Source organism: Leifsonia poae (assembly GCF_050632865.1).
Taxonomy (GTDB): domain Bacteria; phylum Actinomycetota; class Actinomycetes; order Actinomycetales; family Microbacteriaceae; genus Leifsonia; species Leifsonia poae_B.
Window position 1 is genome coordinate 505,339 of sequence record NZ_JBODSA010000001.1, and the last position, 22,022, is coordinate 527,360.

At 71.0% G+C, this 22,022-nt stretch carries 20 protein-coding genes and 2 pseudogenes; 7 read left to right on the forward strand and 15 right to left on the reverse strand.

The window, feature by feature from the left end:
• Positions 1 to 83 precede the first annotated feature (83 nt).
• On the forward strand, positions 84 to 818 hold the full coding sequence (locus tag ACRAWB_RS02515; protein WP_431351911.1) for a gamma-glutamyl-gamma-aminobutyrate hydrolase family protein: 735 nt from the start codon (positions 84 to 86) through the stop codon (positions 816 to 818).
• Between the two features lie 9 nt (positions 819 to 827).
• On the opposite strand, the gene ACRAWB_RS02520 is transcribed toward ACRAWB_RS02515, so the two are convergent.
• The 8 genes and pseudogenes from ACRAWB_RS02520 to ACRAWB_RS02555 form a co-directional block, all read right to left on the reverse strand.
• Positions 828 to 1,445 (reverse strand): protein-L-isoaspartate(D-aspartate) O-methyltransferase, encoded by a 618-nt coding sequence (locus ACRAWB_RS02520; protein WP_431351912.1) that lies wholly within the window; start codon positions 1,443 to 1,445, stop codon positions 828 to 830.
• 37 nt (positions 1,446 to 1,482) lie between these two features.
• Positions 1,483 to 2,484: an N-acetylglucosamine kinase gene (locus tag ACRAWB_RS02525; RefSeq protein WP_431351913.1), complete on the reverse strand. Its 1,002-nt coding sequence runs from the start codon at positions 2,482 to 2,484 to the stop codon at positions 1,483 to 1,485.
• A pseudogene (locus tag ACRAWB_RS02530) lies at positions 2,481 to 3,751 on the reverse strand (6-phospho-beta-glucosidase). Before ACRAWB_RS02530 ends, ACRAWB_RS02525 begins: the two are co-directional and overlap by 4 nt.
• Positions 3,752 to 3,756: 5 nt before the next feature.
• On the reverse strand, positions 3,757 to 4,665 hold the full coding sequence (locus ACRAWB_RS02535; protein ID WP_431351914.1) for a carbohydrate ABC transporter permease: 909 nt from the start codon (positions 4,663 to 4,665) through the stop codon (positions 3,757 to 3,759).
• The gene (locus ACRAWB_RS02540) at positions 4,662 to 5,645 is read right to left on the reverse strand and encodes a carbohydrate ABC transporter permease (protein ID WP_431351915.1); all 984 of its coding nucleotides are present in this window, start codon (positions 5,643 to 5,645) and stop codon (positions 4,662 to 4,664) included. The genes ACRAWB_RS02535 and ACRAWB_RS02540 overlap by 4 nt, the downstream gene beginning before the upstream one ends.
• Before the next feature lie 10 nt (positions 5,646 to 5,655).
• A complete protein-coding gene (locus ACRAWB_RS02545; RefSeq protein ID WP_431351916.1) occupies positions 5,656 to 6,987 on the reverse strand; it encodes an ABC transporter substrate-binding protein in 1,332 nt (443 codons plus the stop codon).
• A gap of 82 nt (positions 6,988 to 7,069) precedes the next feature.
• On the reverse strand, positions 7,070 to 8,188 hold the full coding sequence (locus ACRAWB_RS02550) for an ROK family transcriptional regulator (protein ID WP_431351917.1): 1,119 nt from the start codon (positions 8,186 to 8,188) through the stop codon (positions 7,070 to 7,072).
• Positions 8,189 to 8,296: 108 nt separating this feature from the next.
• Entirely contained in the window at positions 8,297 to 9,304 is a 1,008-nt protein-coding gene (locus tag ACRAWB_RS02555) for an SDR family oxidoreductase (protein WP_431351918.1), read from the reverse strand.
• A 206-nt stretch (positions 9,305 to 9,510) separates the two neighbouring features.
• Here ACRAWB_RS02555 and ACRAWB_RS02560 point away from each other — a divergent pair, with 206 nt between their 5' ends.
• Positions 9,511 to 10,686 carry a mechanosensitive ion channel family protein gene (locus ACRAWB_RS02560; protein ID WP_431351919.1) on the forward strand — a complete coding sequence of 392 codons (1,176 nt, stop codon included), beginning with the start codon at positions 9,511 to 9,513 and terminating at the stop codon, positions 10,684 to 10,686.
• Complete coding sequence (locus tag ACRAWB_RS02565) at positions 10,683 to 11,153, forward strand: hypothetical protein (RefSeq protein ID WP_431351920.1); 471 nt, start codon at positions 10,683 to 10,685, stop codon at positions 11,151 to 11,153. The genes ACRAWB_RS02560 and ACRAWB_RS02565 overlap by 4 nt, the downstream gene beginning before the upstream one ends.
• Here ACRAWB_RS02565 and ACRAWB_RS02570 read toward each other — a convergent pair.
• On the reverse strand, positions 11,150 to 11,875 hold the full coding sequence (locus ACRAWB_RS02570; RefSeq protein WP_431351921.1) for an alpha/beta fold hydrolase: 726 nt from the start codon (positions 11,873 to 11,875) through the stop codon (positions 11,150 to 11,152). The genes ACRAWB_RS02565 and ACRAWB_RS02570 overlap by 4 nt on opposite strands.
• 194 nt (positions 11,876 to 12,069) lie before the next feature.
• Here ACRAWB_RS02570 and msrB point away from each other — a divergent pair, with 194 nt between their 5' ends.
• From msrB to ACRAWB_RS02590, 4 genes are all read left to right on the forward strand, one after another.
• A complete protein-coding gene (msrB, locus tag ACRAWB_RS02575; RefSeq protein WP_431351922.1) occupies positions 12,070 to 12,519 on the forward strand; it encodes a peptide-methionine (R)-S-oxide reductase MsrB in 450 nt (149 codons plus the stop codon).
• A gap of 14 nt (positions 12,520 to 12,533) precedes the next feature.
• Positions 12,534 to 13,043 (forward strand): peptide-methionine (S)-S-oxide reductase MsrA, encoded by a 510-nt coding sequence (gene msrA / locus ACRAWB_RS02580; protein WP_064111397.1) that lies wholly within the window; start codon positions 12,534 to 12,536, stop codon positions 13,041 to 13,043.
• Between the two features lie 85 nt (positions 13,044 to 13,128).
• Positions 13,129 to 14,001 carry an ABC transporter ATP-binding protein gene (locus ACRAWB_RS02585; RefSeq protein ID WP_431351923.1) on the forward strand — a complete coding sequence of 291 codons (873 nt, stop codon included), beginning with the start codon at positions 13,129 to 13,131 and terminating at the stop codon, positions 13,999 to 14,001.
• Positions 13,998 to 14,810: an ABC transporter permease gene (locus ACRAWB_RS02590; protein WP_431351924.1), complete on the forward strand. Its 813-nt coding sequence runs from the start codon at positions 13,998 to 14,000 to the stop codon at positions 14,808 to 14,810. The genes ACRAWB_RS02585 and ACRAWB_RS02590 overlap by 4 nt, the downstream gene beginning before the upstream one ends.
• Positions 14,811 to 14,817: 7 nt before the next feature.
• Here the strand turns inward: ACRAWB_RS02590 and rlmC are convergent.
• The 6 genes and pseudogenes from rlmC to ACRAWB_RS02620 form a co-directional block, all read right to left on the reverse strand.
• A pseudogene (gene rlmC / locus ACRAWB_RS02595) lies at positions 14,818 to 15,941 on the reverse strand (23S rRNA (uracil(747)-C(5))-methyltransferase RlmC).
• A 13-nt stretch (positions 15,942 to 15,954) separates the two neighbouring features.
• Positions 15,955 to 18,240: a glycoside hydrolase family 3 N-terminal domain-containing protein gene (locus ACRAWB_RS02600; protein WP_431351925.1), complete on the reverse strand. Its 2,286-nt coding sequence runs from the start codon at positions 18,238 to 18,240 to the stop codon at positions 15,955 to 15,957.
• Positions 18,237 to 19,268 (reverse strand): ABC transporter permease, encoded by a 1,032-nt coding sequence (locus tag ACRAWB_RS02605; protein WP_431351926.1) that lies wholly within the window; start codon positions 19,266 to 19,268, stop codon positions 18,237 to 18,239. Before ACRAWB_RS02605 ends, ACRAWB_RS02600 begins: the two co-directional genes overlap by 4 nt.
• 2 nt (positions 19,269 to 19,270) lie before the next feature.
• Entirely contained in the window at positions 19,271 to 20,338 is a 1,068-nt protein-coding gene (locus ACRAWB_RS02610) for an ABC transporter permease (RefSeq protein WP_431351927.1), read from the reverse strand.
• Positions 20,335 to 21,147 (reverse strand): ABC transporter ATP-binding protein, encoded by an 813-nt coding sequence (locus tag ACRAWB_RS02615; protein WP_431351928.1) that lies wholly within the window; start codon positions 21,145 to 21,147, stop codon positions 20,335 to 20,337. Before ACRAWB_RS02615 ends, ACRAWB_RS02610 begins: the two co-directional genes overlap by 4 nt.
• Complete coding sequence (locus ACRAWB_RS02620) at positions 21,144 to 21,968, reverse strand: ABC transporter ATP-binding protein (protein WP_431351929.1); 825 nt, start codon at positions 21,966 to 21,968, stop codon at positions 21,144 to 21,146. Before ACRAWB_RS02620 ends, ACRAWB_RS02615 begins: the two co-directional genes overlap by 4 nt.
• Positions 21,969 to 22,022: the final 54 nt, after the last annotated feature.

Here is a 22,022-nt window from a genome sequence, read left to right on the forward strand (position 1 = left end):
AGGTTTCGGCCTGTTACGGGCGGGGATGCGGCCGGCGGGGTCGCCTGCTGGGATGGAGTGGTCCCGGTCGAGAGGAGGAGCGCATGTCCGTGCAGCCCGTCCTGGCCGTCGTCGAGGCGACCCGCCTCCGCGCGCACGACCCGGCGTACCACGACTACGTGCAGCTCCTCGTCGGCAACGTCCTCGCCGAGGCCGGCGCCCAGGGCTGGACGGTCGACCGTCTCGCGGCCGACGCCGGCACGGAGGCGCTGCTCGCCGCCACCGCCGCGGCCGACGCGATCGTGATCGTCGGCGGGGAGGACATCCACCCCGGCTTCTATGGCGCCGAGACCGGCTACCCGAACGAGTCACGCCACCTTCCCATCGCGGATGCGGCCCAGCTCGCGCTCGCCCGCGCGGCGATCGACCGCCGCACGCCGCTGCTCGGCATCTGCCGCGGCCTGCAGATCGTCAACGTCGCCCTCGGCGGCACCCTAGTGCAGGACCTCGGCGAGGAGTGCGGACACGTCAACCGCGGCGTCCCCATCCCGCAGGTGCTGACCACGCACACGGTGGACGTCGAGCACGACAGCCGCGTCGCCGAGCTGCTGGGCGAGCCGACCGTCGAGGTGCGCAGCGCCCACCATCAGGCGGTGGACGCGCTCGGCGACGGCCTCGTCGTCACCGCCCGCTCGCACGACGGCCACGTCGAGGCGGTCGAGCACCGCGATGCGCCCGTGCTCGCCGTGCAGTGGCACCCCGAGGACGTCCACGCTCCGGAGGGTCAGCTCGCCGCCCTGCTGGCCGGCCTGCGCACCCCCGCCCTCGCCGCCGCCTGACACCAAGGGTCAGGCGGGCCAGCCGTGCTCGCCGAGGAGGGGGACGAAGGCGACGCCGCCGAGGTTGGTCTCGTGCGGCGTCCCGGCGTCGTCGCGCTGGAAGAGCGCCAGGCGCTGCGCGCGTCCGGGGCGGCCGACGGGCATGACGATCCGGCCGCCCGGAGCGAGCTGATCCCACCACGACGGCGGGACGGACGGACCGGTCGCCGCCGCGACGATCGCATCGTACGGCGCGCCCGGAGGCCAGCCGAGCGTCCCGTCGCCGGTCACCACGTCCACCCGGTAGCCCAGCGCCTCGAGCGTCGCCGCCGCACCGACCGCGAGGTCGGGATGCCGCTCGATGCTGACCACGCGGTGGGCCAGCACCGCGGCGATCGCGGCGGCGTAGCCCGAGCCGGTGCCGACATCCAGCACCGCGTCCTCCGGACCGATGCGCGCCGCCTCCAGCATCAGCGCGACGATGTACGGCTGTGAGATCGTCTGCCCGTCGCCGATGGGCATGGGATGGTCCTCGTACGCGTACGGCGCGGCGGTCGCCTCCACGAACAGGTGCCGGGGCACGCGCCGCATCGCATCGAGGACCCGCTGATCCCCGATCCCGCGGCGGGCGAGCTGTTCCTCGACCATCCGCGCGCGTTGGCCGGCGTAGTCGTACTCGATACGACTAGTGAACCACCGCGGCGGGCCGCTCCGTCAGGGTGCTCCTCGCGGTCTCCACGGCGTCGGCGGACGCCCCGGCCGATTCGAGCGCGAGGAGCGCAGCACCGAGGATGGGCGCCGCCGTCACGAGCTCCATCCGCGCCAGGGGCGCGCGCTCGGCGAGCAGCCGCTCGACCGTCCCGAGCAGGCGCTCGTCCCGGCTGCCGATCACGCCGCCGCCGAGCACGACGGGCACCGCGCGGCCGAGCAGGTCGAGGCGCCGCAACGTCGTGACCGCCATCGTCGCGATCTCCTCCGCCTGCTCGTCGATCAGCCCGGCGGCGATGGCGTCGCCGTCCCGCGCGCAGGCGAACACGATCGGCGACAGGCGCGACAGCTCGCTGCTCGCCAGCCGTCCGAAGTGGATGGCCTCGATCACCGCCTGCACGCTCGGAAGCCCCAGCGCCGCCGGGACCGCCTCGGCGAGAACGGTCGGCTGGCCGCGTCCGTCGACCGCCCGCGCGGCGTACCAGAGGGCGCGCTCGCCGAGGTGCCACCCGCCGCCCCAGTCGCCGGAGATGGTGCCGAGCGACGCGTAGCGGACGACGGCGCCGTCGGAGCGGACGCCCACGCAGTTGATGCCCGTGCCGCAGACCACGGCCACCGCATCCGGTTCGCCGGTCCCCGCGCGGAGCAGGGCGAACAGGTCGTTGTCGATCGTCGCGTCCGCCCAGGGCGTGCCGACGATCCGCTCACGGAAGTCCGCGATCTCGGCGGGCAGGTCGAGCCCGGAGAGGTACAGGTTCGCGGCGGCGAGCGGCCGCGGGCCGGTCGCGGCCAGCAGCTCGCGGATCAGGTCGCCGACCAGCGCCACCGCTCCGTCCATCCCGAGCACGTGCGGGCTGGAGGTGCCTGCGCGCGCCTCGGCGAGCACGGTGCCGTCGAGCGACAGGGCGACGGCGTCGGTCTTCGAGCCGCCGCCGTCCACCGCCACGACGATGGGACCGGTCGTCGTATCGCCGCTCATCGCGCCCACGCCAAGTGGTCCCGGTTGTGCGCGATGAGCAGGTCGGTGAGCCGTTCCGCCTTGTCGTACTGGCCGACGAGGGGATGCGCGAGCATCGCCCGCAGCACCCGGTCGCGGCCGCCGTGCACCGCCGCCTCGAGCGCAAGGCGCTCGTAGCCGGCGACGTGCGCGATCAGGCCCGCATGGTCGGCGGGCAGCGGCTCGACCGGCAGCGCGGTCACGCCGCGCGCGTCCACCGTCGCGGGCACCTCGATGACATGGTCGTCCGGGAGGAAGGGCAGCGTCCCCTCGTTGCGGAGGTTCACGACCTGGACGTCGCCGCGATCGCCGGTGAGCGACGCGATGAGGTCGACCGCGGCCTCCGAATAGAAGGCGCCGCCGCGCTGGCTCAGCTGCTCGGGCTTGGTGTCGACGGACGGGTCGCCGTACAGCTCCAGCAGCTCGCGCTCGACGCGTTGCACCGCCTCGGCGCGGGTGGGGAGTCCAGCTGCTCGCGCAGCACCTCGTCGTGGGCGTAGTAGTAGCGCAGGTAATAGCTCGGCACATCGCCGAGCAGCCGCAGCAGCGACGCCGGCAGCTCGATCTCCTCCGCCAGCTGCTCGAGCCGCGCGTCGAGGAGGCCGGGCAGCGCGTCCCGGGTTCCAGAGTCGTCGGTCACCAGCACCGACCGCTCCCAGGTCAGGTGGTTGAGCCCGACGTGCCCGAGCTGCACCTGCGAGGGCGCGACCCCCAGCATCCCGGCGAACCGGCGCTGGAAACCGATCGCGACGTTGCACAGCCCCACCGCGCGGTGGCCCTCCTGGAGCAGCGCACGGGTGACGATGCCGACCGGGTTGGTGAAGTCGACGATCCAGGCGTCCGGCTTCGCGTGCCGGCGCACCTCCTCGGCGACGCGCAGCACGACGGGCACGGTGCGCAGCGCCTTGGCGAACCCGCCGGGGCCGGTGGTCTCCTGCCCGATGCAGCCGCACTCGTGCGGCCAGGTCTCGTCTCCGTGCCGTGCGGCCTGCCCGCCGACGCGGAGTTGGATGAGCACGACGTCCGCGTCCGCGACGCCGGCGACCAGGTCGGAGGTCGGTACCACGCGCCCGGTGTGGCCGGCCGCGCGGAACATCCGCTCGCTCATCCCGCCGACCAGCCGCAGCCGGTCGGGATCCGGGTCGACCAGCCACAGCTCCTCGATCGGGAGCACGGCGCGCAGCCGGGCGAACCCGTCGATGAGCTCGGGGGTGTAGGTGGAGCCGCCTCCGACGACGGTGAGTTTCACGTGGTCTATCCCTTCACGCCGGTGAGTGTGATGCCCTCGACGAACACGCGTTGGGCGAAGAAGAAGATCAGGACGACGGGCACGGTGACGAGCATCGTCATCGCCATGGTCAGTCCCCAGTCGGTGCCGTGCACGCCGCGGAACGACGCGAGCCCGTAGGCGACCGGCCAGGCGGCCGGGTTCTCGGACGTGTACAGCAGGGGTCCGTAGTAGTCGTTCCAGGAGGCGAAGAACAGGAAGATCGCGGTGGCCGCGATGCCCGGCTTCGCCATCGGGATGACCACCCGCCAGAGCACGCCGAACTCGCCGTTGCCGTCGATGCGGGCGGCGTCGGAGTACTCGCTCGGGATGGTCAGGAAGAACTGCCGCAGCAGGAAGATCGAGAACGCGTCGCCCAGCAGGTTCGGCAGGATGAGCGGCCACAGCGTCCCGGTGAGCCCGAGCTGCGACCACATCACGTAGATCGGGATGGCCGTCACCTGCGGCGGCAGCAGCATCGCGATGATGATGACCGTGAACAGCACGCCCGAGCCGCGGAAGCGGATCTTCGCGAGCGCGTAGGCGGCCGGGACGCTCGACACCAGCATGAACGCCGTGGCGAGCACCGCGTACAGCGCCGAGTTGGCGAACCACTGCGCGAGCGGGACGGTGGTGAACACCTTCACGTAGTTGTCCCAGTGGAACGGCTGCGGCCACAGCGACGCCGTCAGCGTCTGCTCACTCGACATCAGCGAGGTCAGGAAGACGAACACGACCGGCGCGATGAACAGCACGGCGAGCAGCACCAGCACCGTGTGCTCCGCGATCCAGCCCAGGATGCTGCGGGTGCGCAGCGAGCGCGGAGTGGGGATGCGGCGGCTCGTGGGCGGACGACTGTTCGTCGTCGTGCCGGGGGAGAGGGTGGCGGAGGTCATTGCGCGCCTTCCGGGGTGAACGCCTTGAAGCGGCGGAGCAGCAGGACGAGGATGACGGCCGCGACGACGAACAGCAGCACCGCGAGCGCCGAGGCGTAGCCCAGCTGGTAGGTGCCGAAGCCGCGCACGTAGAGCCATTGCGTGTACGTCAGCAGCGAGCCGTCGGGGTAGCCGAGGTTGGTCGAGATTCCCTGGCCGACCACCGCCTTGCCAGACGCGACGGAGGACGCGACCGCCGCCTCCGTGAAGTACTGGATGGCGGCGATCACCCCGGTGACCGCCGCGAACAGCAGCACGGGGCTGATCGACGGCAGGGTGACGTAGCGCAGCTTCTGCAGCCCGCCCGCTCCGTCGAGCGATGCGGCCTCGTACTGCTCGCGCGGCACATCCAGCAGCGCGGCCAGGAAGATGATCATGACGTCGCCCATCACCCAGATGCCGAGCAGCACGAGCGACGGCTTCGACCACGCGGGGTCGTTGAACCACAGCGGGCCCTTGATGCCGAACCACGCGAGCACCTGGTTGACCGGACCGGTCCCCGGATTGAACAGGAACACGAACGCGACGACGCTCGCCACCGGCGGCACGAGCGCCGGCAGGTAGAACACCGTCCGCCAGAACCCGGATGCCCGGCGCGCCCGGGCGAGGAGGCCGGCGATGAGCAGTGCGAACGCCGTCTTCACGGGCACCCAGATCACGACGAACCACAGCGTGTTGAGGGTCGCCAGCCACACGTTCGGGTCCTGCGTGAACAGGTACTCGTAGTTGCGCAGGCCGATCCACTCCGGCGCCGAGACCAGGTCGAAGCGCGTGAACGAGTAGTACACGGACGCGATGAGCGGGTAGACGAAGAAGATCAACAGGCCGAGCAGCGCCGGGGCGAGCAGGGCGAGCGTGACGAGGCTGCGGCGGCGCCGGGCGGCGGACCGCCGTGCGGGGCGGGCGGTGGCCCGCCCCGCACGATCGATGGTCGCGGTCATGACGCTCCGATCACGGCCCGGTGCTCAGCGAGAGGGCGTCGTCGATCTGCTTGTCGACCGTCTTCAGTCCCGCATCCAGGTCGCCGCCCTGGCTCTGGTACTTGTTCCAGTAGTCCTCGAAGGTCTGCTGGTAGCCGGCGCCGAGCGGGCTCGGCGGCGTGGTCTGGACGTTCTTGTCCGAGGCGATGTCGAGGAACGTCTTGAACTGCTCCGACACCTCCAGCTTCGGGCTGTTCAGCGCGTCCTTCGTGGTCGGCACGTTCTTCAGGCCGTTGGCCAGCTTCACGACCGCGTCCGTGTCGGTGCTCAGGTACTTCAAGAGCGCCCAGGCGAGCTCGGGCTGCTTCGAGCCCTTCGAGATGCCCATGATGTTGCCGGTGATGTAGCCGCCGCCGTAGAGGTCGGTGTGATCGTCGCTCGTCGGGAAGGGTGCGGTGCCGTAGTTGAGCCCCTTCGCCTGGTCGTCGATGAACGCCGTTCGGTACTCGCCGTCGAGGTTCATCGCGACCTGGCCGGTCTGGAAGGCGTTGTCGGCCGAGAACTCCTGGCCGAGCCCGGAGGTGAAGGCGTTCAGCTTGTCCCAGCCGATCTTGTCGACGAAGCCCTTCTGCCAGGTCATCAGCTGCTTCCAGCCCTCGCTGGAGCCGACCGCGCTGGTGCCGTCCGGCTTCAGCCACTCGGCGTCCGCGGCGGGTCCGTAGTGCGCGGCCGAGTTCTCGTACCAGCCCATGGTCGGGTTGAAGCCGAGGGTCTTGATCGAGCCGTCCGGGTTGAGCGTGGTCAGCTTCTCGGCCATCGCCTCGAGCTCGGTGAGCGTCTTCGGCGGCGCCGTGTAGCCGGCGGCCTGGAGCAGATCCTTGTTGTAGTAGAGGCCGTAGACGTCGGCGAGCATCGGCATCGCGCAGCGGGTGCCCTTGTACTCGGTGTACGACTTCACGGTGTCGGAGAACTGGCTCAGGTCGACGCCGTCGCGCTCGATCACCTTGTTGAGGCTCCGGAATGCGCCGTTCGAGCAGAAGTTGCCGACGATATCGGTGGAGTACGAGAGGCCGACGTCGACCTTGCTGCCGGTGGCGATCGCCTTCTGCAGCTTCTCGTCGTCCTGGCCGGAGTGCACGTCGACCTTGATCTTCGGGTACTTCTTCTCGAAGTCGTCGACGACCGACTGGATGACCTTCGCCTCCCGGTCGGAGAAGAAGTGCCAGAACGACACGGTGCCGCTCAGGTCCTTCGGGGCGCTGTCGCTGAAGTTCGCGCCGCCGGAGCCTCCGGAGCATCCGGAGAGGGCGAGCGCGGCGGCGGCGGTGATCGCGGCCGCGGCGACGAGATGACGGTGTTTCACGGGTGGGGCTCCCTCACTGTTGGGTGGTGCCGAATGGTGCAGTGCCGGGTGGTGCGGTGCTGGATGGTGCGGTGCGCGGTCGCTACGGTGCGATCCGCGACACCTCGGCGAAGAGCGCATCGCGCACTACGCCTGCGAGGTGTTCCCGGGCTCCGCGGAGCACGGGATGGGCGGCGACGCCGGTCGCGACGACGCTGCGGTCGCCCCAGGCGGGGCGGAGCTCGGCGGTGACGAGTTCGGCGAGACGCGGACCGCCGGCCAGGCCGGTCGCGCCGCCGAGCACCACGAGCTCGGGGTCGAGGAGGGCGAGCACCGGCACGACGCCGACGGCGACGCGGCGGGCGAGCTCGCGGAGGAACGCGTCCTGGTCGGGCCCGTGCGCGGCGGCGAGCCGGGCGACCGCCGGGCCTCCGATGAGGTCCTGCAGGTCGCGGGCGTCCGCATCCAGTTCGGCGGCGGAGCGGGGGATGGGCAGGTAGCCGATCTCGCCCGCGCCTCCCGACGCGCCGCGGTGGACGCTGCCGCCCTGGTCCACCGACAGGCCGAGGCCTTCGTCGAGCCAGAGCAGGGCGAACCCGCCCGTGTCGCGGCCGGCGCCGTCGGTGCGTTCGGCGAGCGCTGCGAGGTTCACGTCGTTGTCGATGTGCACGGCGATCCCGAGCGCTTCGGAGAGGCGGCGCCGGATGCCCTGCTTGGGCCAGCCGGGCAGCGTCTCGATGTACGTGAGCTCGTCGGTGCGCGGGTCGAGCGCGCCCTGCACGCCGATGCAGACCGCGCCGACGCGCTGCGGGTCGGCGTCCGAGGCCGCGCAGGCCGCGTCGACGGCGAGGCGGATGTCCTCCTCGGGTGCGCGTCCGGCGAGCGGGGTGACGGCGATCGGCCGCTCGGCTCCCGCCGCATCCACGACCGTCGAGCGGATCGCCTCCGCGTCGATATCGATCGCGACGCCGAGCATCCGGTCGGTCCGCACCGCGTAGCTGGCGGCGTTGGGCCCGCGGCCGCCGGAGACCTCGCCGACAACGTGGATGAGGCCCGCCGTCTCGAGTCGCGCCACCATCTGGGCGGCGGTCGGCTTGGAGAGCCCGGAGAGTTCGCCAATGCGGGAGCGGGTGAGGACACCGTGCTCGAGCAGCAGCGACAGCGCGGTGCGGTCGTTGGTCTCGCGCAGCCACCCGGGGGTGCCGCGTACAGGTCCGGCCATCCTCATCCCTTCGTTGGAACGATCCTTGCCGGAGAATGTATCAGGAAAGTTTCTTTATAGTAAAGCTCCTGTTTCTTTCTCTTGATGGTGGAAAGTGCTGGGAGGGGATCAGACGGATACTGCGGCGAAGGCGCGCGCGTGGTCGACCAGCCGGTCGAACGCCGCATCCAGGTCCGGGTCGACCTTCTGGCGCTCGGCGTCGGCGAGGAACCACTCCACGATCTCGCCGGCGCCGCGCGCGAAGGGCACCTTCGGCTGGAAGCCGGGCACCAGGGCCTTCACCTTGCTGTTGTCGAAGTGCATGGAGTGGGCCTTGTCCCCGAGGAGCCCGGGGCCGGCCTCCGGGATGACGGCGGCGATCGACTCGCTCGCGACGTGCACCAGCTCGGCCTCGACCCCCAGCGCTTCCGCGAGGTCGCAGTAGATCCGGTCCCAGGTGGGGGCCTCGTCGCCCGTGATGTGGAAGTTGTCGCCGACGGCCTCCGGGCGTCCGAGCAGGCCGACGAAGCCGACGGCGAAGTCGGTGTTGTGCGTGATCGTCCACCGGCTGGTGCCGTCGCCGTGCACGACCACGGGCGCGCCGCGCCGCATCCGCGCGAGGTCGGTCCAGTGCCCCGTCGTCGGGATCAACGTGCGGTCGTAGGTGTGGGAGGGGCGCACGATCGTGACCGGGAAGCCGCGGTCGCGGTACGCCTCCATCAGCAGGTCCTCGCAGGCGATCTTGTCGCGCGAGTACTGCCAGAACGGGTTGCGCAGGGGAGTGGACTCGGTGACCGGTACGCGCGATGGCGGCTTCTGGTAGGCCGACGCCGAGCTGATGAACACGAACTGACCCACCCGGCCCTCGAACAGCCCGAGGTCGGTCCGGATGTGCTCCGGGGTGAACGACAGGAACTCCGCCGCCACGTCGAAGCTGCGTTCGCCGAGGACGCGGTGGACGCTCTCCGGGTCGCGGACGTCGGCGTGCAGCACCTCGACGCCGTCGGGCAGGGGACGCGTCGAGCTGTTGCCGCGGTTCACCACCGTGACCTCGTGACCCTGCTCCAGCGCCTCCGCCACGCAGGCCGAGCTGATGACGCCCGTCCCTCCGATGAAGAGTGTCCGTGTCGCTGCCATCACCGCTCCTTCACGTTCCGGGAGGGACCTCCGCCCGAATGGCCAGGCTAGTCCCGGTTCACCGCGCATGCGAGGCCGGGTCGAGGCCCGGGCCCGTCGCGCGTACACTGCCGAAGCGAACCGACCCGAGGAGTCCGCCGACCCGTGTCCCCCTGCGCAGCTGGCCCGCCCTGGCCGTCGCCTGCTTCCTGGCCCTGGTCGTCGCCGTGGCGGTCACCGCGCTCCTCGCCCTGATCCTGCGGCTGATCGGACGGAGGCGGGAGTGGCCTGCCCTCCTCATCCGGCGCTCGCGACTGCCGTTCCGGCTGTTCCTGCTGGTCGTCGTCCTGTGGATCGCGGTGACGGTGACGCTGCCGCCGGACACCACCGCGGCGTGGCGCAGTGGCATCCACCACGCGTTCCTCATCCTGACGATCGCGACCGGCACCTGGTTCGCCGCCGCGCTCGTCATCTTCGTGGAGGACCTGGGGCTCGCCCGCTACCGCCTCGACGTGCCCGACAACCGGTACGCGCGGCGCGTGCGCACGCAGGTGCTCATCCTGCGCCGGCTGACCGTCGTCGCCGCCGTCGTCATCGGCCTCGGCGCCATTCTGCTCACCTTCCCCGCGCTGCAGGCGGCCGGTGCGAGCCTGCTGGCCTCGGCCGGCATCATCGGCATCATCGCCGGTGTCGCGGCCCAGTCGAGCCTCGCCAACCTGTTCGCCGGCATCCAGCTCGCCTTCTCCGACGCCATCCGGATCGACGACGTCGTGGTGGTGGAGGAGCAGTGGGGCACGATCGAGGAGATCACCCTCACCTACGTCGTCGTGCACGTCTGGGACGACCGGCGGCTGGTGCTGCCGTCGACCTACTTCACGACCAAGCCGTTCGAGAACTGGACCCGCCAGCACAGCGAGCTGCTGGGCTCCGTGGAGTTCGACCTCGACTGGCGCGTCTCGACCGGCGGGATGCGCGCCGAGCTCAACCGCGTCCTGGCCGGCACCGACCTGTGGGATCACCGCACGGGCATCCTGCAGGTGACGGACGCCGTCGGCGGCTTCGTCCGCGTCCGCGTCCTGGTGACGGCGAAGGACGCCCCGACCCTGTTCGACCTGCGCTGCCTCATCCGCGAACGCCTCATCGACTGGATGCAGCGCTACTCGCCCGCGTCGCTCCCGCGGCAGCGGGTCGAGCTGGTGGAGAAGCCGGAGCCCCAGGAGCGGCCGCTGCGGGCGCGGAGCGAGGACGAGGGCCGGCTCTTCAGCGGCACGCCGGAGGGCGAGCAGCGCGCGCAGCAGTTCACCGACGCCATCCCCATCATCCGGTCGCCCGAGGGCGAACCCGTCGCGGTCGACCCCGCCGATATCCCGGACACTGCGAAAGCACCGAAGGAGGACCGATGACCGGTCAGGACGCCGCCCCGGAAGCCGCCCCCGCCGACGGACCCGACGCCGCCCACCGCCGCCCGGACGGGCTCGACGACGCCACGGTGGAGGCGCTGGGGAAGCTGTCGGAGGCGCTGGAGGTGATGGAGCAGGCCCGTGGGTTCCTGTACGGGTTCCACCGGCTGACCGGCAAGGCGGACCTGACCCTCGGCGAGGCCGTCGAGTCGCTGCGGGACGCCGGCCACACCGAGCTCGCCGACCGCATCGACCGCGAGCTGGTGGGCCGCAACGTGATCGAGGGCCGGTGGACGTTCCAGATCGTCGAGGACTTCGACGACGGCTACTACGCCCTGTTCCGCGAGCTGGAGAAGGATGCCCGCTACCGGCTCGCCGGGGGCCGCCGTCACCTCTTCGAGGCGGAGATGAAGGAGGATCGGCGGACCCACGGCGAGCCGGGCCATGAGGCGCGGCCGGCGGAGGGCTAGGAGACCGACTCCGCCGCCGCGACGATCGCGCCGGCCGCGACATCCGGCGCCGACAGCATCGAGACATGGCTGGACGGCGTCTCGACGACGACCGCCTCGGCGCGCTCGGCCATCCGGCGCTGCAGCGCGGGCGGGATCACCTTGTCCTCGGTGCCGACGACAGCCCATACCGGCCGCTCGCGCCAGGCGGGAGCCGGGGCGGGCGTGGTGTTCGCGGCGAGGGCGATCGGCCGCTGGCCCGCGACGATCTGGTCGCGCGCCTCCACCTCGAGGTCCTGCGCGAACGACGCGTGCACGGTGGCCGGCTTGAGGAACACGTCCGGGTTGCCCTCCGCGGCGCCCGGAATGCCGATCAGGTCGAACACGGTCGACGGGTCGGGCACGTCGAACACCGAGCCGGAGCCGCCGAGCAGACTGAACACCGTCTCGCCCTCGTCGGGCAGGAAGGCATCGACGTAGACGAGCGCGCGCACGTCGCCGCCGTGCGCGCCGCCGGCGCTGATGACCGCGCCGCCGTACGAATGCCCGACGAGCACGACGGGTCCTTCGGTGCGCTGCTGCAGGAACGCGGCGATGTACGCCCCGTCGTCGGCGGCGTTGCGGAGGTGGTTCGGCGGGGCGAGCACGGTGAAGCCGCGGTCGCGGAGGTCGGTGATGACGGGATTCCAGCTCGACGCGTCCGCCCACGCTCCGTGGACGAGGACGATGGTGGGGAGTGCCATGGGGTTCCTTCGCTCGGTGCTGTGAACGGGTGGGATGACGCTCTCGGAACGGCGCCAGGCTAGGGCCCGCCCGCGCGCTGCGTCTAGCCCTCGCGCACTCGGCGAACTCACAGGAACAGCGGGACCAACCGGGGCACCAACCGTGTTCCATCTACTGACGGCGCAGCAGCCAGCGCGCCGCGCAAGGAGGAAACGTGACACAGGACTACCGCAAGAGCCCGGAGGCCGTGAGCCGGCTGACGCCGCAGCAGTACGCGGTCACCCAGGAGGCCGCCACGGAGCCGGCGTTCCGCAACAAGTACTGGGACAACCACGACGAGGGTCTGTACGTCGACATCGTGTCGGGGGAGCCGCTTTTCGCGTCCGTCAACAAGTACGACAGCCGTTCGGGATGGCCGAGCTTCACCATCCCGGTCGAGCCCGGCAACATCGTCGAGAAGACCGACCGCACGTACGGGATGATCCGCACCGAGGTCCGCTCCGCTCACGGTGACAGCCACCTCGGCCACCTGTTCGACGACGGCCCGGCCGAGGCCGGCGGGCTGCGCTACTGCATCAACTCCGCGGCCATGCGCTTCATCCCGCTCGACGAGCTCGACGAGGCCGGCTACGGCCAGTACACCCATCTTTTCGAGAACAAGTAACGAAGGACACGACTATGACTGAGAAGGCCATCCTCGCCGGAGGTTGTTTCTGGGGCATGCAGGACCTCATCCGCAAGCTCCCCGGCGTGACCGACACCCGCGTCGGCTACACCGGCGGTGACGTCCCCAACGCCACCTACCGCAACCACGGCACCCACGCCGAGGCGATCGAGATCGAGTACGACCCCGAGAAGACCAGCTACCGCGACCTCCTCGAGTTCTTCTTCCAGATCCACGACCCCTCGACGAAGAACCGCCAGGGCAACGACATCGGCACCAGCTACCGCTCCGCCATCTTCTACGAGGACGACGAGCAGCGCCGGATCGCCGAGGACACCATCGCCGACGTCGACGCCTCCGGCCTCTGGCCCGGCAAGGTCGTCACCGAGGTGACCGCGGCCGGACCCTTCTGGGAGGCCGAGCCGGAGCACCAGGACTACCTGGAGCGCATCCCGTGGGGCTACACCTGCCACTTCGTGCGCCCGGGCTGGAAGCTGCCGAAGCGCGAGTCCGCCGCGAGCTGATCCGAGGATCATCACCGGCGATTCACAGTGAGCGTCGCGTCCCGGAACCTGTGCGGGATGCGGCGCTCGCTGCGATACTGACCCGGTGAGCAGTGATCCGGCCGTCTCGGTCCGCGGGCTGACGAAGTCCTACGGGGCCGTCGAGGCGGTCCGCGGCGTCGACTTCGACATCGCCCGCGGGGAGACGTTCGCGCTCCTCGGTCCGAACGGCGCGGGCAAGAGCACCACCATCGAAATCCTCGAGGGGTATCGCGACCGCACCTCGGGAGAGGTGTCGGTGCTCGGCGTCGACCCGGCGACCGGCGGCACGGCGTGGAAGTCGCGGCTCGGCATGGTGCTGCAGACCAGCGCCGAGGCGGCGAACGTCAGCGTGCGCGAGCAGCTGACCCACTTCGCCCGCTTCTACCCGGCGCCGCGCGATGTGGACGAGGTCATCGCCGCCGTCGGCCTCACCGAGAAGGCGAAGACGCGCGTCCGCAACCTCTCCGGCGGCCAGCGGCGGCGGCTGGATGTGGCGCTCGGCGTGATCGGCCGCCCCCAGCTGCTCTTCCTCGACGAGCCCACCACCGGGTTCGACCCCGAGGCGCGGCGGCAGTTCTGGGAGCTGATCCGTCAGCTCAAGCGCGAGGGCACCACCATCCTGCTCACCACGCACTACCTCGACGAGGCCGCGCAGCTGAGCGACCGGGCGGCCGTCATCGCCGCCGGCCGCCTCGTCGCGATGGGGCCGGTCGGCGAGCTCGGCGGAGTCGCTGCCCGCATCCCGATCGTGCGCTGGCGCGACAGGGACGGCGCGCTGCAGTCCGAGCGCAGCGAGCGCCCGGCCTCCCTCGTAGCGCGGCTGGTCGGCGAGGCCGACGGCGAGCCGCGCGAGCTCGAGGTCATCCGGCCCAGTCTGGAGGACATCTACTTCGACCTCGTCCGCGAGGCGGAGGCGCCGGCCGAGGTGGGCACGTGAGCGCCGCGTCCCTCGGGCTGGAGCGCGCCCGCTACGAGACCCTGGTCTACTTCCGCCAGCCGGACACCATCTTCTTCACCTTCCTGTTCCCGGTCGTCATGCTCGGGATCTTCTCCGTCGCCTTCCAGGGGCTCGGCAACGTGGGCGCGAACCCGGACGGGTCGGGCGGCATCACCCGGGCCGCCTACTACCTCCCCGGGATGATCGCCGCCGGCATCCTGCTGTCGGGCGTGCAGAACCTCGCCGTCGACATCGCGGGCGAGAAGAGCGACGGGACGCTGAAGCGCCTGGGCGGGACGCCGCTGCCGGTGCTGTCCTACTTCACCGGCAAGATGGGCCAGGTGCTCGCGACCAGCGTGCTTCAGATCGCCCTGCTCCTCGTCGTCGCCCGGCTCGCGTTCGGGGTCACCCTCCCCACCGAACCGGACCTCTGGCTGCGGTTCGCCTGGATCTACCTGCTCGGGATCGTCACCTCCGCGGTGCTCGGGATCGCGCTGTCGGCGGTGCCGCGCACCGGCCGCAGCGCGACGGCGGTGATCATCCCGATCGTGCTCATCCTGCAGTTCATCTCGGGCGTCTACATCCCGTTCGACGTGCTTCCCGCCTGGCTGCAGAACGTCGCGTCGATCTTCCCGCTGAAGTGGATCGCACAGGGGATGCGCAGCGTCTTCCTGCCCGACAGCTTCGCGGCGTCCGAGCCGAGCGGTGGATGGCAGCTGGGCTGGATCGCCGTCGTGCTGTCCATCTGGCTGGTCGTCGGACTGATCGGCTGCCGCCTCACCTTCCGCTGGGTCCGCCGGAACGGCTGAGCGCAGGTCAGCGCCGCTCGAGCAGGACCGCCACCTCCATGTGCCCGGTCTGCGGGAACATGTCGAGCACGCGGCCGGCGCGGATGCGGTACGAGGTCATCCGGGCGAGGTCCGTCGCCAGGCTCTTCGGGTTGCAGCTGGAGTAGACGACGCTCGGCACGCCGGAGTCCTCCAGCCAGCCGGACAGCTCGGCCCCGATGCCGCGACGCGGCGGATTGACGATGACCAGTTCGGGCGCGGTGGCGGCCCCGAGCGCGAACGCCGTCGCGTCGCCCGACCGGAACGCCACCTGGGGAAGCCCCGCCGCGGAGGCGCTGGCCCGCGCGCTGCGGACCGCCTCCCGGCTGGTCTCGACACCGACGACGCGGCGACCGGGCGCGGCCACGTGCAGGGCGAAGCCGCCGACGCCGCAGTAGAGATCCCACACGGAGGCGGGGAGACCTCGTCCACCCAGCCCGCGACCTGCGCGTAAAGCTCCGTCGCGACGGCGGTGTTGGTCTGGAAGAAGCTCTGCGGCCGCAGGCGCAGCGACACCGGCCCCATCCGCATCGGCAGCGCGGAGTCGCGGGTGAGCACGACATCCGTCTCGCCCTCGACGACCGCCTTGTGCTCGGGCTGGAGGTTGACGGTCACGACCCGCGCGGCGGGCAGCTCGGCGAGCAGCCAGGGCAGGCCGGCGCGCACGCGCTCCACCGTCGCGTCGGTGCGCGCGACGAACCGCACCATCAACTCGCCGTCGGGGGATTCGGTGACGAGCACGAACTTCAGCTCGCCGCGCCGGTCCGGGACGCTGTACGGCTCCAGCCGCTGCCGTCCGATGAACCGGGCCAGCACCGGCAGCGCGGCGCGGATGCCGGGCGCGCAGATGCCGCACTCACGCAGGTCCACTCCGCGTCCGGCCTCGTCGAGGATGCCGATCGTGGGGGCGTCGGCGGTGCCGCCGATGACCATCTTCGCCTTGTTGCGGTAACCCGACTCGGCGCTGGCCACCGGCGGCAGCCACGACGCGTCGCCGAACGGCGCGAGCAGGTCGCGGGCGAGTCGATCCTTGCCCTCCAGCTGCTCGGAGTACGGCACACCCATCAGCGTGCACGAGCGGCACACGCCGGCGTCGAAGTACGAACAGTCCATCCCGCGCCCGATTCTACGGCGCGACCACCTCGAAACCCGCCGAGAGCAGCACGGCCTCGCGCGACGAGGGGCCGACCAGCAGCTCGAAGGCGCCCGGCTCGACCACGCGCACACCGTCCGCGTCCACGATGGTGCAGTCCGCGACGGGCAGCTGGATGCGCACCCGCGCGGACGCGCCCGGCGCGAGCTCCACCTGCCGGTAGGCCTTGAGCTCCCGGTCGGTCCAGCTGACGCTGGTCACCGCATCCCGCACGTACACCTGGACCGTCTCCCGGACCGGACGGGCTCCGGTGTTGCGGACGGTCACCTCCGCGACGATCTCGTCGCCGATGCCGAGGCGGGTCTGCGCGAGCGCCAGGTCCTCGTACTCGACCGTCGTGTACGACAGGCCCTCGCCGAACGCCCACGCCGGCCGCTGGGTGAGGTCGGCGTAGCGGTCGCCGTGCTGCCCGCGCAGCTGGTTGTAGTACGTCGGCTGCTGGCCGACGTGGCGGGCGAACGAGATCGGCAGGCGGCCGGAGGGCTCGATCCGGCCGGCCAGGAGTTCGGCGATGGCCTGGCCGCCGAGCATGCCGGGGTTCGCCGCCCACACCACGGCGGCGGCGCGTCCGACCGACGGCGGAAGGACCAGCGGCTTGGAGGCGAGGAGCACCACGACGACCGGCTTCCCGGTCGCGATCACGGCGTCGAGCAGCGCGTTCTGTCCGCCGATCAGCTCCAGCGTCGCGGTGGAGCGGCCTTCGCCGACCAGCTCGATCCGGTCGCCGACGACGGCGACGACGACATCGGACGCCTCGGCGGCGGCGACGGCCTCGTCGATCAGGCGCTGGTCCGGCGGAGAGGGCACCACCACCGGTGGCCGCGGCTGCCCGTCCGGGAACGTGGCGCCGCGCGGGTCCTCCTCGAGCGTCAGGATGTCGGCGCCGCGGGCGTGCACGACGTCCCAGCCCTCGATCGCCTGCAGGCCGTCGAGCACGGTGGTGATCATCTCGCGGGGCTGGCCGTCCAGCCAGCCGGCCTGGCCGGAGCCGCCGGCCCAGTCGCCGAGCTGCGTCTGGGCGTCGTCCGCGAGCGGGCCGACGAGCGCGACGCGCAGCGGTGACGCCGCCGAGGCGGAAGCCGCCAGCGGCAGCGTCCCGTCGTTCTCGAGCAGCACCAGCGACCGGCGCGCGGTCTCGAGGTTGAGCTCCGCGTGCGCCGCGCTCCCGACCACCTCGTCCAGCGACGGGGAGGGGAGGCGCGGGTCCTCGAACAGGCCCAGGTCGAACTTCAGCGTCAGGATACGGGCGACGGCCGTGTCGAACGCGTCCGCCTCCAGCAGCCCCTGCTCCACCGCCTCCAGCGCGCCCTCGAAGAACATCGGCGTGGTCATCACCATGTCGTTGCCGGCGCGGACGGCGGCAGCCGCCGCGTGCGCGTAGTCCGGCTGCACCTTCTGCTCCCAGACCATGCGGCCGACGTTGTCCCAGTCGGTGATGAGCGTGCCGGTGTACCCCCACTCGCCGCGCAGCACGTCGCTGAGCAGCCAGTCGTTCACGGTGATCGGGACGCCGTCCGTGCTCTGGTAGCCGAGCATGAAGGTCCGGCAGCCCTCACGGGCGACCCGCTCGAACGGCGGAAGGAACCAGCTGCGCAGCTTGCGGCGGGACAGGTCCGCCTCGCTCGCGTCGCGCCCGCCCTGGGTCTCGGAGTACCCGGCGAAGTGCTTCGCCGTCGCGAGGATGGCGGACGGGTCGTCGAGTCCGGTGCCCTGGTAGCCGCGGACCATCGCGCTCGCGAGCTCGCCGATGAGGAACGGGTCCTCGCCGAAGGTCTCGCTGATCCGGCCCCAGCGCAGATCGCGGGCGATGCAGAGCACGGGGGAGAAGGTCCAGTGCACGCCGGTCGCCGAGACCTCCTCGGCGCTCGCGCGGGCGACGCGCTCGATGAGCTCCGCATCCCACGACGCGGCCATCCCGAGCTGGGTGGGGTAGATGGTCGCCCCCGGCCAGAACGAGTGCCCGTGGATGCAGTCCTCGCCGACCAGCAGCGGGATCCGCAGCCGCGTCTGACCCGTCAGCCGGTTGGCCTCGAGGATGCGCTCCGGCGACGTGTGCAGGATGGAGCCGACGTGGCGCCGCAGCACGTGGTCGCGCAGGTCGTCGCGCGCGTCCAGCTGCAGCATCTGGCCGATCTTCTCCTCCACCGTCATGCGCGCGAGCAGATCGCGGACGCGGTCGGCGGTGCTGAGAGAGGGGTCGCGGTACGGAAGGGCCTCCTGTGCGGTCTCGGTGTCGGTCGAGGGGAGGAGCGAAGTCATGCGGTGCTTTCCGGTGAGGATGCGGCCGGTGCGGCCGTGCGGGATTCGGTGCGGACCTGGGTGACGGCGGCGTTGATGTTCATGCCCTTGCGCTTCATCGCCCTGGCGCGCTCGCCGGCCGAACGGAGGCGCGGGTTGACGTACTCGTCGATGCCGAAGTTGATGAGGGCGAGAGCGACGCCGAGGAACGCGATGCAGAGCCCGGCGGGGACGTACCACCACCAGTAGTCGGGGAACGCGTTGTTCTGCTGAGCCCAGAACAGGATGGTGCCCCAGTTCAGGTTCGACACCGGGATCACGCCGATGAACGCCAGCGTCGTGAGTCCGAGCACGGCGGCCGTCATGGTGCCGACGAAGCTCGAGGCGATGATGGCCAGCAGGTTCGGCAGCATCTCCACGAGGATGATGCGGTGCAGCGGCTCGCCGTTGGCGCGGGCGGCCTGGATGAAGTCGCGGTTGCGCAGCGACATCGTCTGCGCGCGGAGCACTCGCGCGCCCCACGCCCAGCCCGTGAGCCCCAGGACCGCGGCGATCAGCCAGAGCGGCGGGTCCTGGAACTGCGACGCCACGATGATCATGAGCGGCAGCGCAGGGATGACGAGGAACACGTTCGACAGCGCGGACAGCGATTCGCTCTTCCAGCCGCGGAGATAGCCCGCGGTCACGCCGACGACGATCGCGACGATGGTCGCCATGATCGTCGCGAGGAAGCCGACGACGAGGACGCCGCGCGTGCCGTAGACGAGCTGGCTGAAGACGTCCTGGCCGATGTGCGTCGTGCCGAGGAGGTGCGTGAACGACGGCGGCTGCAGCGTCTCGTTCAGGTGCTGCGCGTTCGGGTCGTAGGGCGCGATCAGCGGGGCGAAGATCGCGACCAGCACGAACACGCCGAGGATGATCAGGCCGGTGGCCGACTTCCGGTTGCTGAACATGGCCAGCGAGGCCTTCAGCTGCGACCAGAACGTCGCGCGGGACGGCGCCGCCTTCGGGGCGACGGCCTTCAGGTGGTAGGTGGAGGGGGTCGTCATGGTCAGGCCTCCGTCTGACGGGTGCGCGGGTCGAGGATGGCGTAGGCGATGTCCGCGATGATGTTCGCGATCAGCACCGCGAGCACGAGGACGAGGAAGATGCCCTGCATCAGCGCGTAGTCCTTGGCGTTGGTGGCGTTGAGCAGCAGCAGGCCGATGCCGGGGTAGGAGAACACCATCTCCATCACGATGGTGCCGCTCACGATGAAGCCGAGCGCCAGCGCGAAGCTCTGGATCTGGGGGAGCACCGCGTTGCGGGCGGCGTAGCGCCAGAGCACGCGACGGTTCGGCATGCCCTTCGCCTGCGCGACGGTGATGTAGTCCTCGTCGAGGACGGTGAGCATCATGTTGCGCATGCCGAGCACCCAGCCGCCGAGCGAGACCACGATGATCGTGAACATCGGCAGCGCGGCGTGGGAGATCACCTGGCCGATGAAGTCCCCGTTCCATCCGGGGTCCACGCCCAGCTCGTAGGCGTGCCCGGCGGGGAACCAGCCGAGCGTCGTCGAGAAGATGGCGATGAAGATCAGGCCGACCCAGAAGTAGGGCACGGTCCCGAGGAACGTCGTCGCCGGGATGAACAGGTCGAGCCGGCTTCCGCGCTTCCAGCCGATGACGGCTCCGAGGCACGTGCCCACCAGGAACGAGATCACGGTGGCGAACCCGACGAGGCCGAGCGTCCACGGCAGGGCGGACGCGATCGCGTCGCCCACCGGCGCCATGCCGGTGGAGATGGAGACGCCGAGGTTGCCGTGCAGCAGCATGTTCCAGTAGTCGAGGTACTGCTGCCAGAGCGGCACCGAATGGTCCACACCGAACATCAGCCGCAGCGCCTTCTCGGCGTCCGGGGTCAGCTGGCCCTGGCTGCGGGCCATGTAGGCGTCGACGGCGTCGCCCTTCATCAGGCGCGGCAGGAAGAAGTTGATCGTGATCGCGGCCCACAGGGTGAAGGCGTAGAACGCGACGCGTCCGCCGATGAAGCGCCACGGGACGCGGGCGCGGCCGCGCTCGGCGCGGGTGGCGGTCGTGCCGACCAGCGTCGGGTCGAAGCGGGTGGTCTCGGCGCTCACAGCGCACCTCCTGCAGTCTGTGCGGCCAGCGCCCCGAAGTGCTCCTCGGGGTCCGGGGACGCGGCGCGGAGTTCGCGGGTGTACGGATCCTGGGGCCGGAGGATGACCTCGTCGGCGGGTCCGTGCTCCACGATCCGGCCCTGGTTGAGCACGATGATCTCGTCGCTGAAGTGCCGCGCGGTGGCGAGGTCGTGGGTGATGTAGAGCACACCCAGTCCCTCCTCGCGCTGCAGATCGGCGAGCAGGTTCAGCACGCCGAGGCGGAGGGACACGTCCAGCATCGACACCGGCTCGTCCGCGACCAGGAGGGCGGGCCGCGACGCGAGCGCGCGGGCGATCGCGACGCGCTGCCGCTGGCCGCCGGAGAGCTCATGGGGGCGGCGGTCGATCACCGTGTCCGCATCCAGCTGGACGCGGTTCAGCAGGCGCCGCACCTCGTCGTCCACCTGGGCGCGCGGCACCACGCGGTCGAGGCGCAGCGGGCGCTCGATGTGGTGGCGGATCGAGTGGGATGGATTGAGCGAGGCGAACGGGTCCTGGAAGACCATCCGCAGCTGCTGCCGGTAGCGGCGCAGCCGCTTGCCGGAGCGCGGGACGGGGGAGCCGTCGAGCAGCACCTCGCCGCTCGTGGGCGTCTCCAGCTGGGTGAGGATCTTCGCGATCGTGGACTTGCCGCTGCCGGACTGGCCGACGAGGCCGATGGTCTGCCGCGGGCCCAGCGTGAAGCTGACGTCGTCCAGCGCCTTCAGCTGGCCGGAGCCGCGGACGTTGTAGATCTTGGTGACGTTCCTGAACTCGAGCGTCGTCATCGGACGACCACTCCTCTCTCTCCGGTGAGACGCGGGAACGACCTCAGCAGCGTGCGGGTGTACTCGTGCTGCGGGTTGGTCCAGATCTGCTCGGCGGACGCGAGTTCGACGATCTCGCCCTCGCGCATGATCGCGATCCGGTCGCTGATCTCCAGCAGCAGCGGGAGGTCGTGCGTGATGAAGACGACGGAGAAGCCGAAGTCGTGGCGGAGCTGCGAGATCTGCTTCAGGATCTCGCGCTGCACGAGCACGTCGAGCGCCGTCGTGGGCTCGTCCATCACCATGAGCTGGGGTCGCAGAGCGAGGGCCATCGCGATCATGACGCGCTGGCGCATGCCGCCGGAGAGCTCGTGCGGGTAGGACTTCACCCGCTGGCCGCCGACCTTGACGATCTCCAGGAGTTCGATGACGGCCGCGCGGCGCTCCTGGCGGCTCATCCGCGGGCGGTGCACGCGGAAGACGTCGTCCAGCTGGGAGCCGATGGTGGCGACCGGGTTGAGGGCGTTCATCGCGCCCTGGAAGACCATCGAGATCTTGTCCCAGCGGAAGCGCCGCATCTGCTCCGCGTCGAGGGAGTCGATGGCGATGTCCTCGCCGCCCTCGTCGTGGAAGACGACGCTGCCGCTTGTGATGACCGCCGGCGGCTTGAGGAGGCGCTGCACGCCGTAGGCGAGGGTCGTCTTGCCGCAGCCGCTCTCGCCGGCGAGACCGACGATCTCGCCGCGCTTGATGTCGAGGGTGACGTTCTTGACCGCCGCAACCGGCGGGTCCACGTCGTACACGACCGAGAAGTCGCGTACGGAGAGAAGGGAGTCTGTCATGGGTGTCGCTTTCCTGCTGTCCGCGGAGGGTCCGGGGCGGGTGCGGCCGGGGAG

Bases quoted from the DNA above. Each gene is read 5' to 3' on its own strand.
- msrA (WP_064111397.1), top strand. From the start codon at position 12,534: ATGACTGAGAAGGCCATCCTCGCCGGAGGTTGTTTCTGGGGCATGCAG.
- ACRAWB_RS02540 (WP_431351915.1), bottom strand. From the start codon at position 5,645: ATGACCGCGACCATCGATCGTGCGGGGCGGGCCACCGCCCGCCCCGCA.
- ACRAWB_RS02535 (WP_431351914.1), bottom strand. From the start codon at position 4,665: ATGACCTCCGCCACCCTCTCCCCCGGCACGACGACGAACAGTCGTCCG.
- ACRAWB_RS02605 (WP_431351926.1), bottom strand. From the start codon at position 19,268: ATGACGACCCCCTCCACCTACCACCTGAAGGCCGTCGCCCCGAAGGCG.
- ACRAWB_RS02515 (WP_431351911.1), top strand. From the start codon at position 84: ATGTCCGTGCAGCCCGTCCTGGCCGTCGTCGAGGCGACCCGCCTCCGC.
- ACRAWB_RS02565 (WP_431351920.1), top strand. From the start codon at position 10,683: ATGACCGGTCAGGACGCCGCCCCGGAAGCCGCCCCCGCCGACGGACCC.
- ACRAWB_RS02550 (WP_431351917.1), bottom strand. From the start codon at position 8,188: ATGGCCGGACCTGTACGCGGCACCCCCGGGTGGCTGCGCGAGACCAAC.
- ACRAWB_RS02570 (WP_431351921.1), bottom strand. From the start codon at position 11,875: ATGGCACTCCCCACCATCGTCCTCGTCCACGGAGCGTGGGCGGACGCG.
- ACRAWB_RS02555 (WP_431351918.1), bottom strand. From the start codon at position 9,304: ATGGCAGCGACACGGACACTCTTCATCGGAGGGACGGGCGTCATCAGC.
- ACRAWB_RS02615 (WP_431351928.1), bottom strand. From the start codon at position 21,147: ATGACGACGCTCGAGTTCAGGAACGTCACCAAGATCTACAACGTCCGC.
- ACRAWB_RS02520 (WP_431351912.1), bottom strand. From the start codon at position 1,445: ATGGTCGAGGAACAGCTCGCCCGCCGCGGGATCGGGGATCAGCGGGTC.
- ACRAWB_RS02525 (WP_431351913.1), bottom strand. From the start codon at position 2,484: ATGAGCGGCGATACGACGACCGGTCCCATCGTCGTGGCGGTGGACGGC.
- ACRAWB_RS02620 (WP_431351929.1), bottom strand. From the start codon at position 21,968: ATGACAGACTCCCTTCTCTCCGTACGCGACTTCTCGGTCGTGTACGAC.
- ACRAWB_RS02600 (WP_431351925.1), bottom strand. From the start codon at position 18,240: ATGACTTCGCTCCTCCCCTCGACCGACACCGAGACCGCACAGGAGGCC.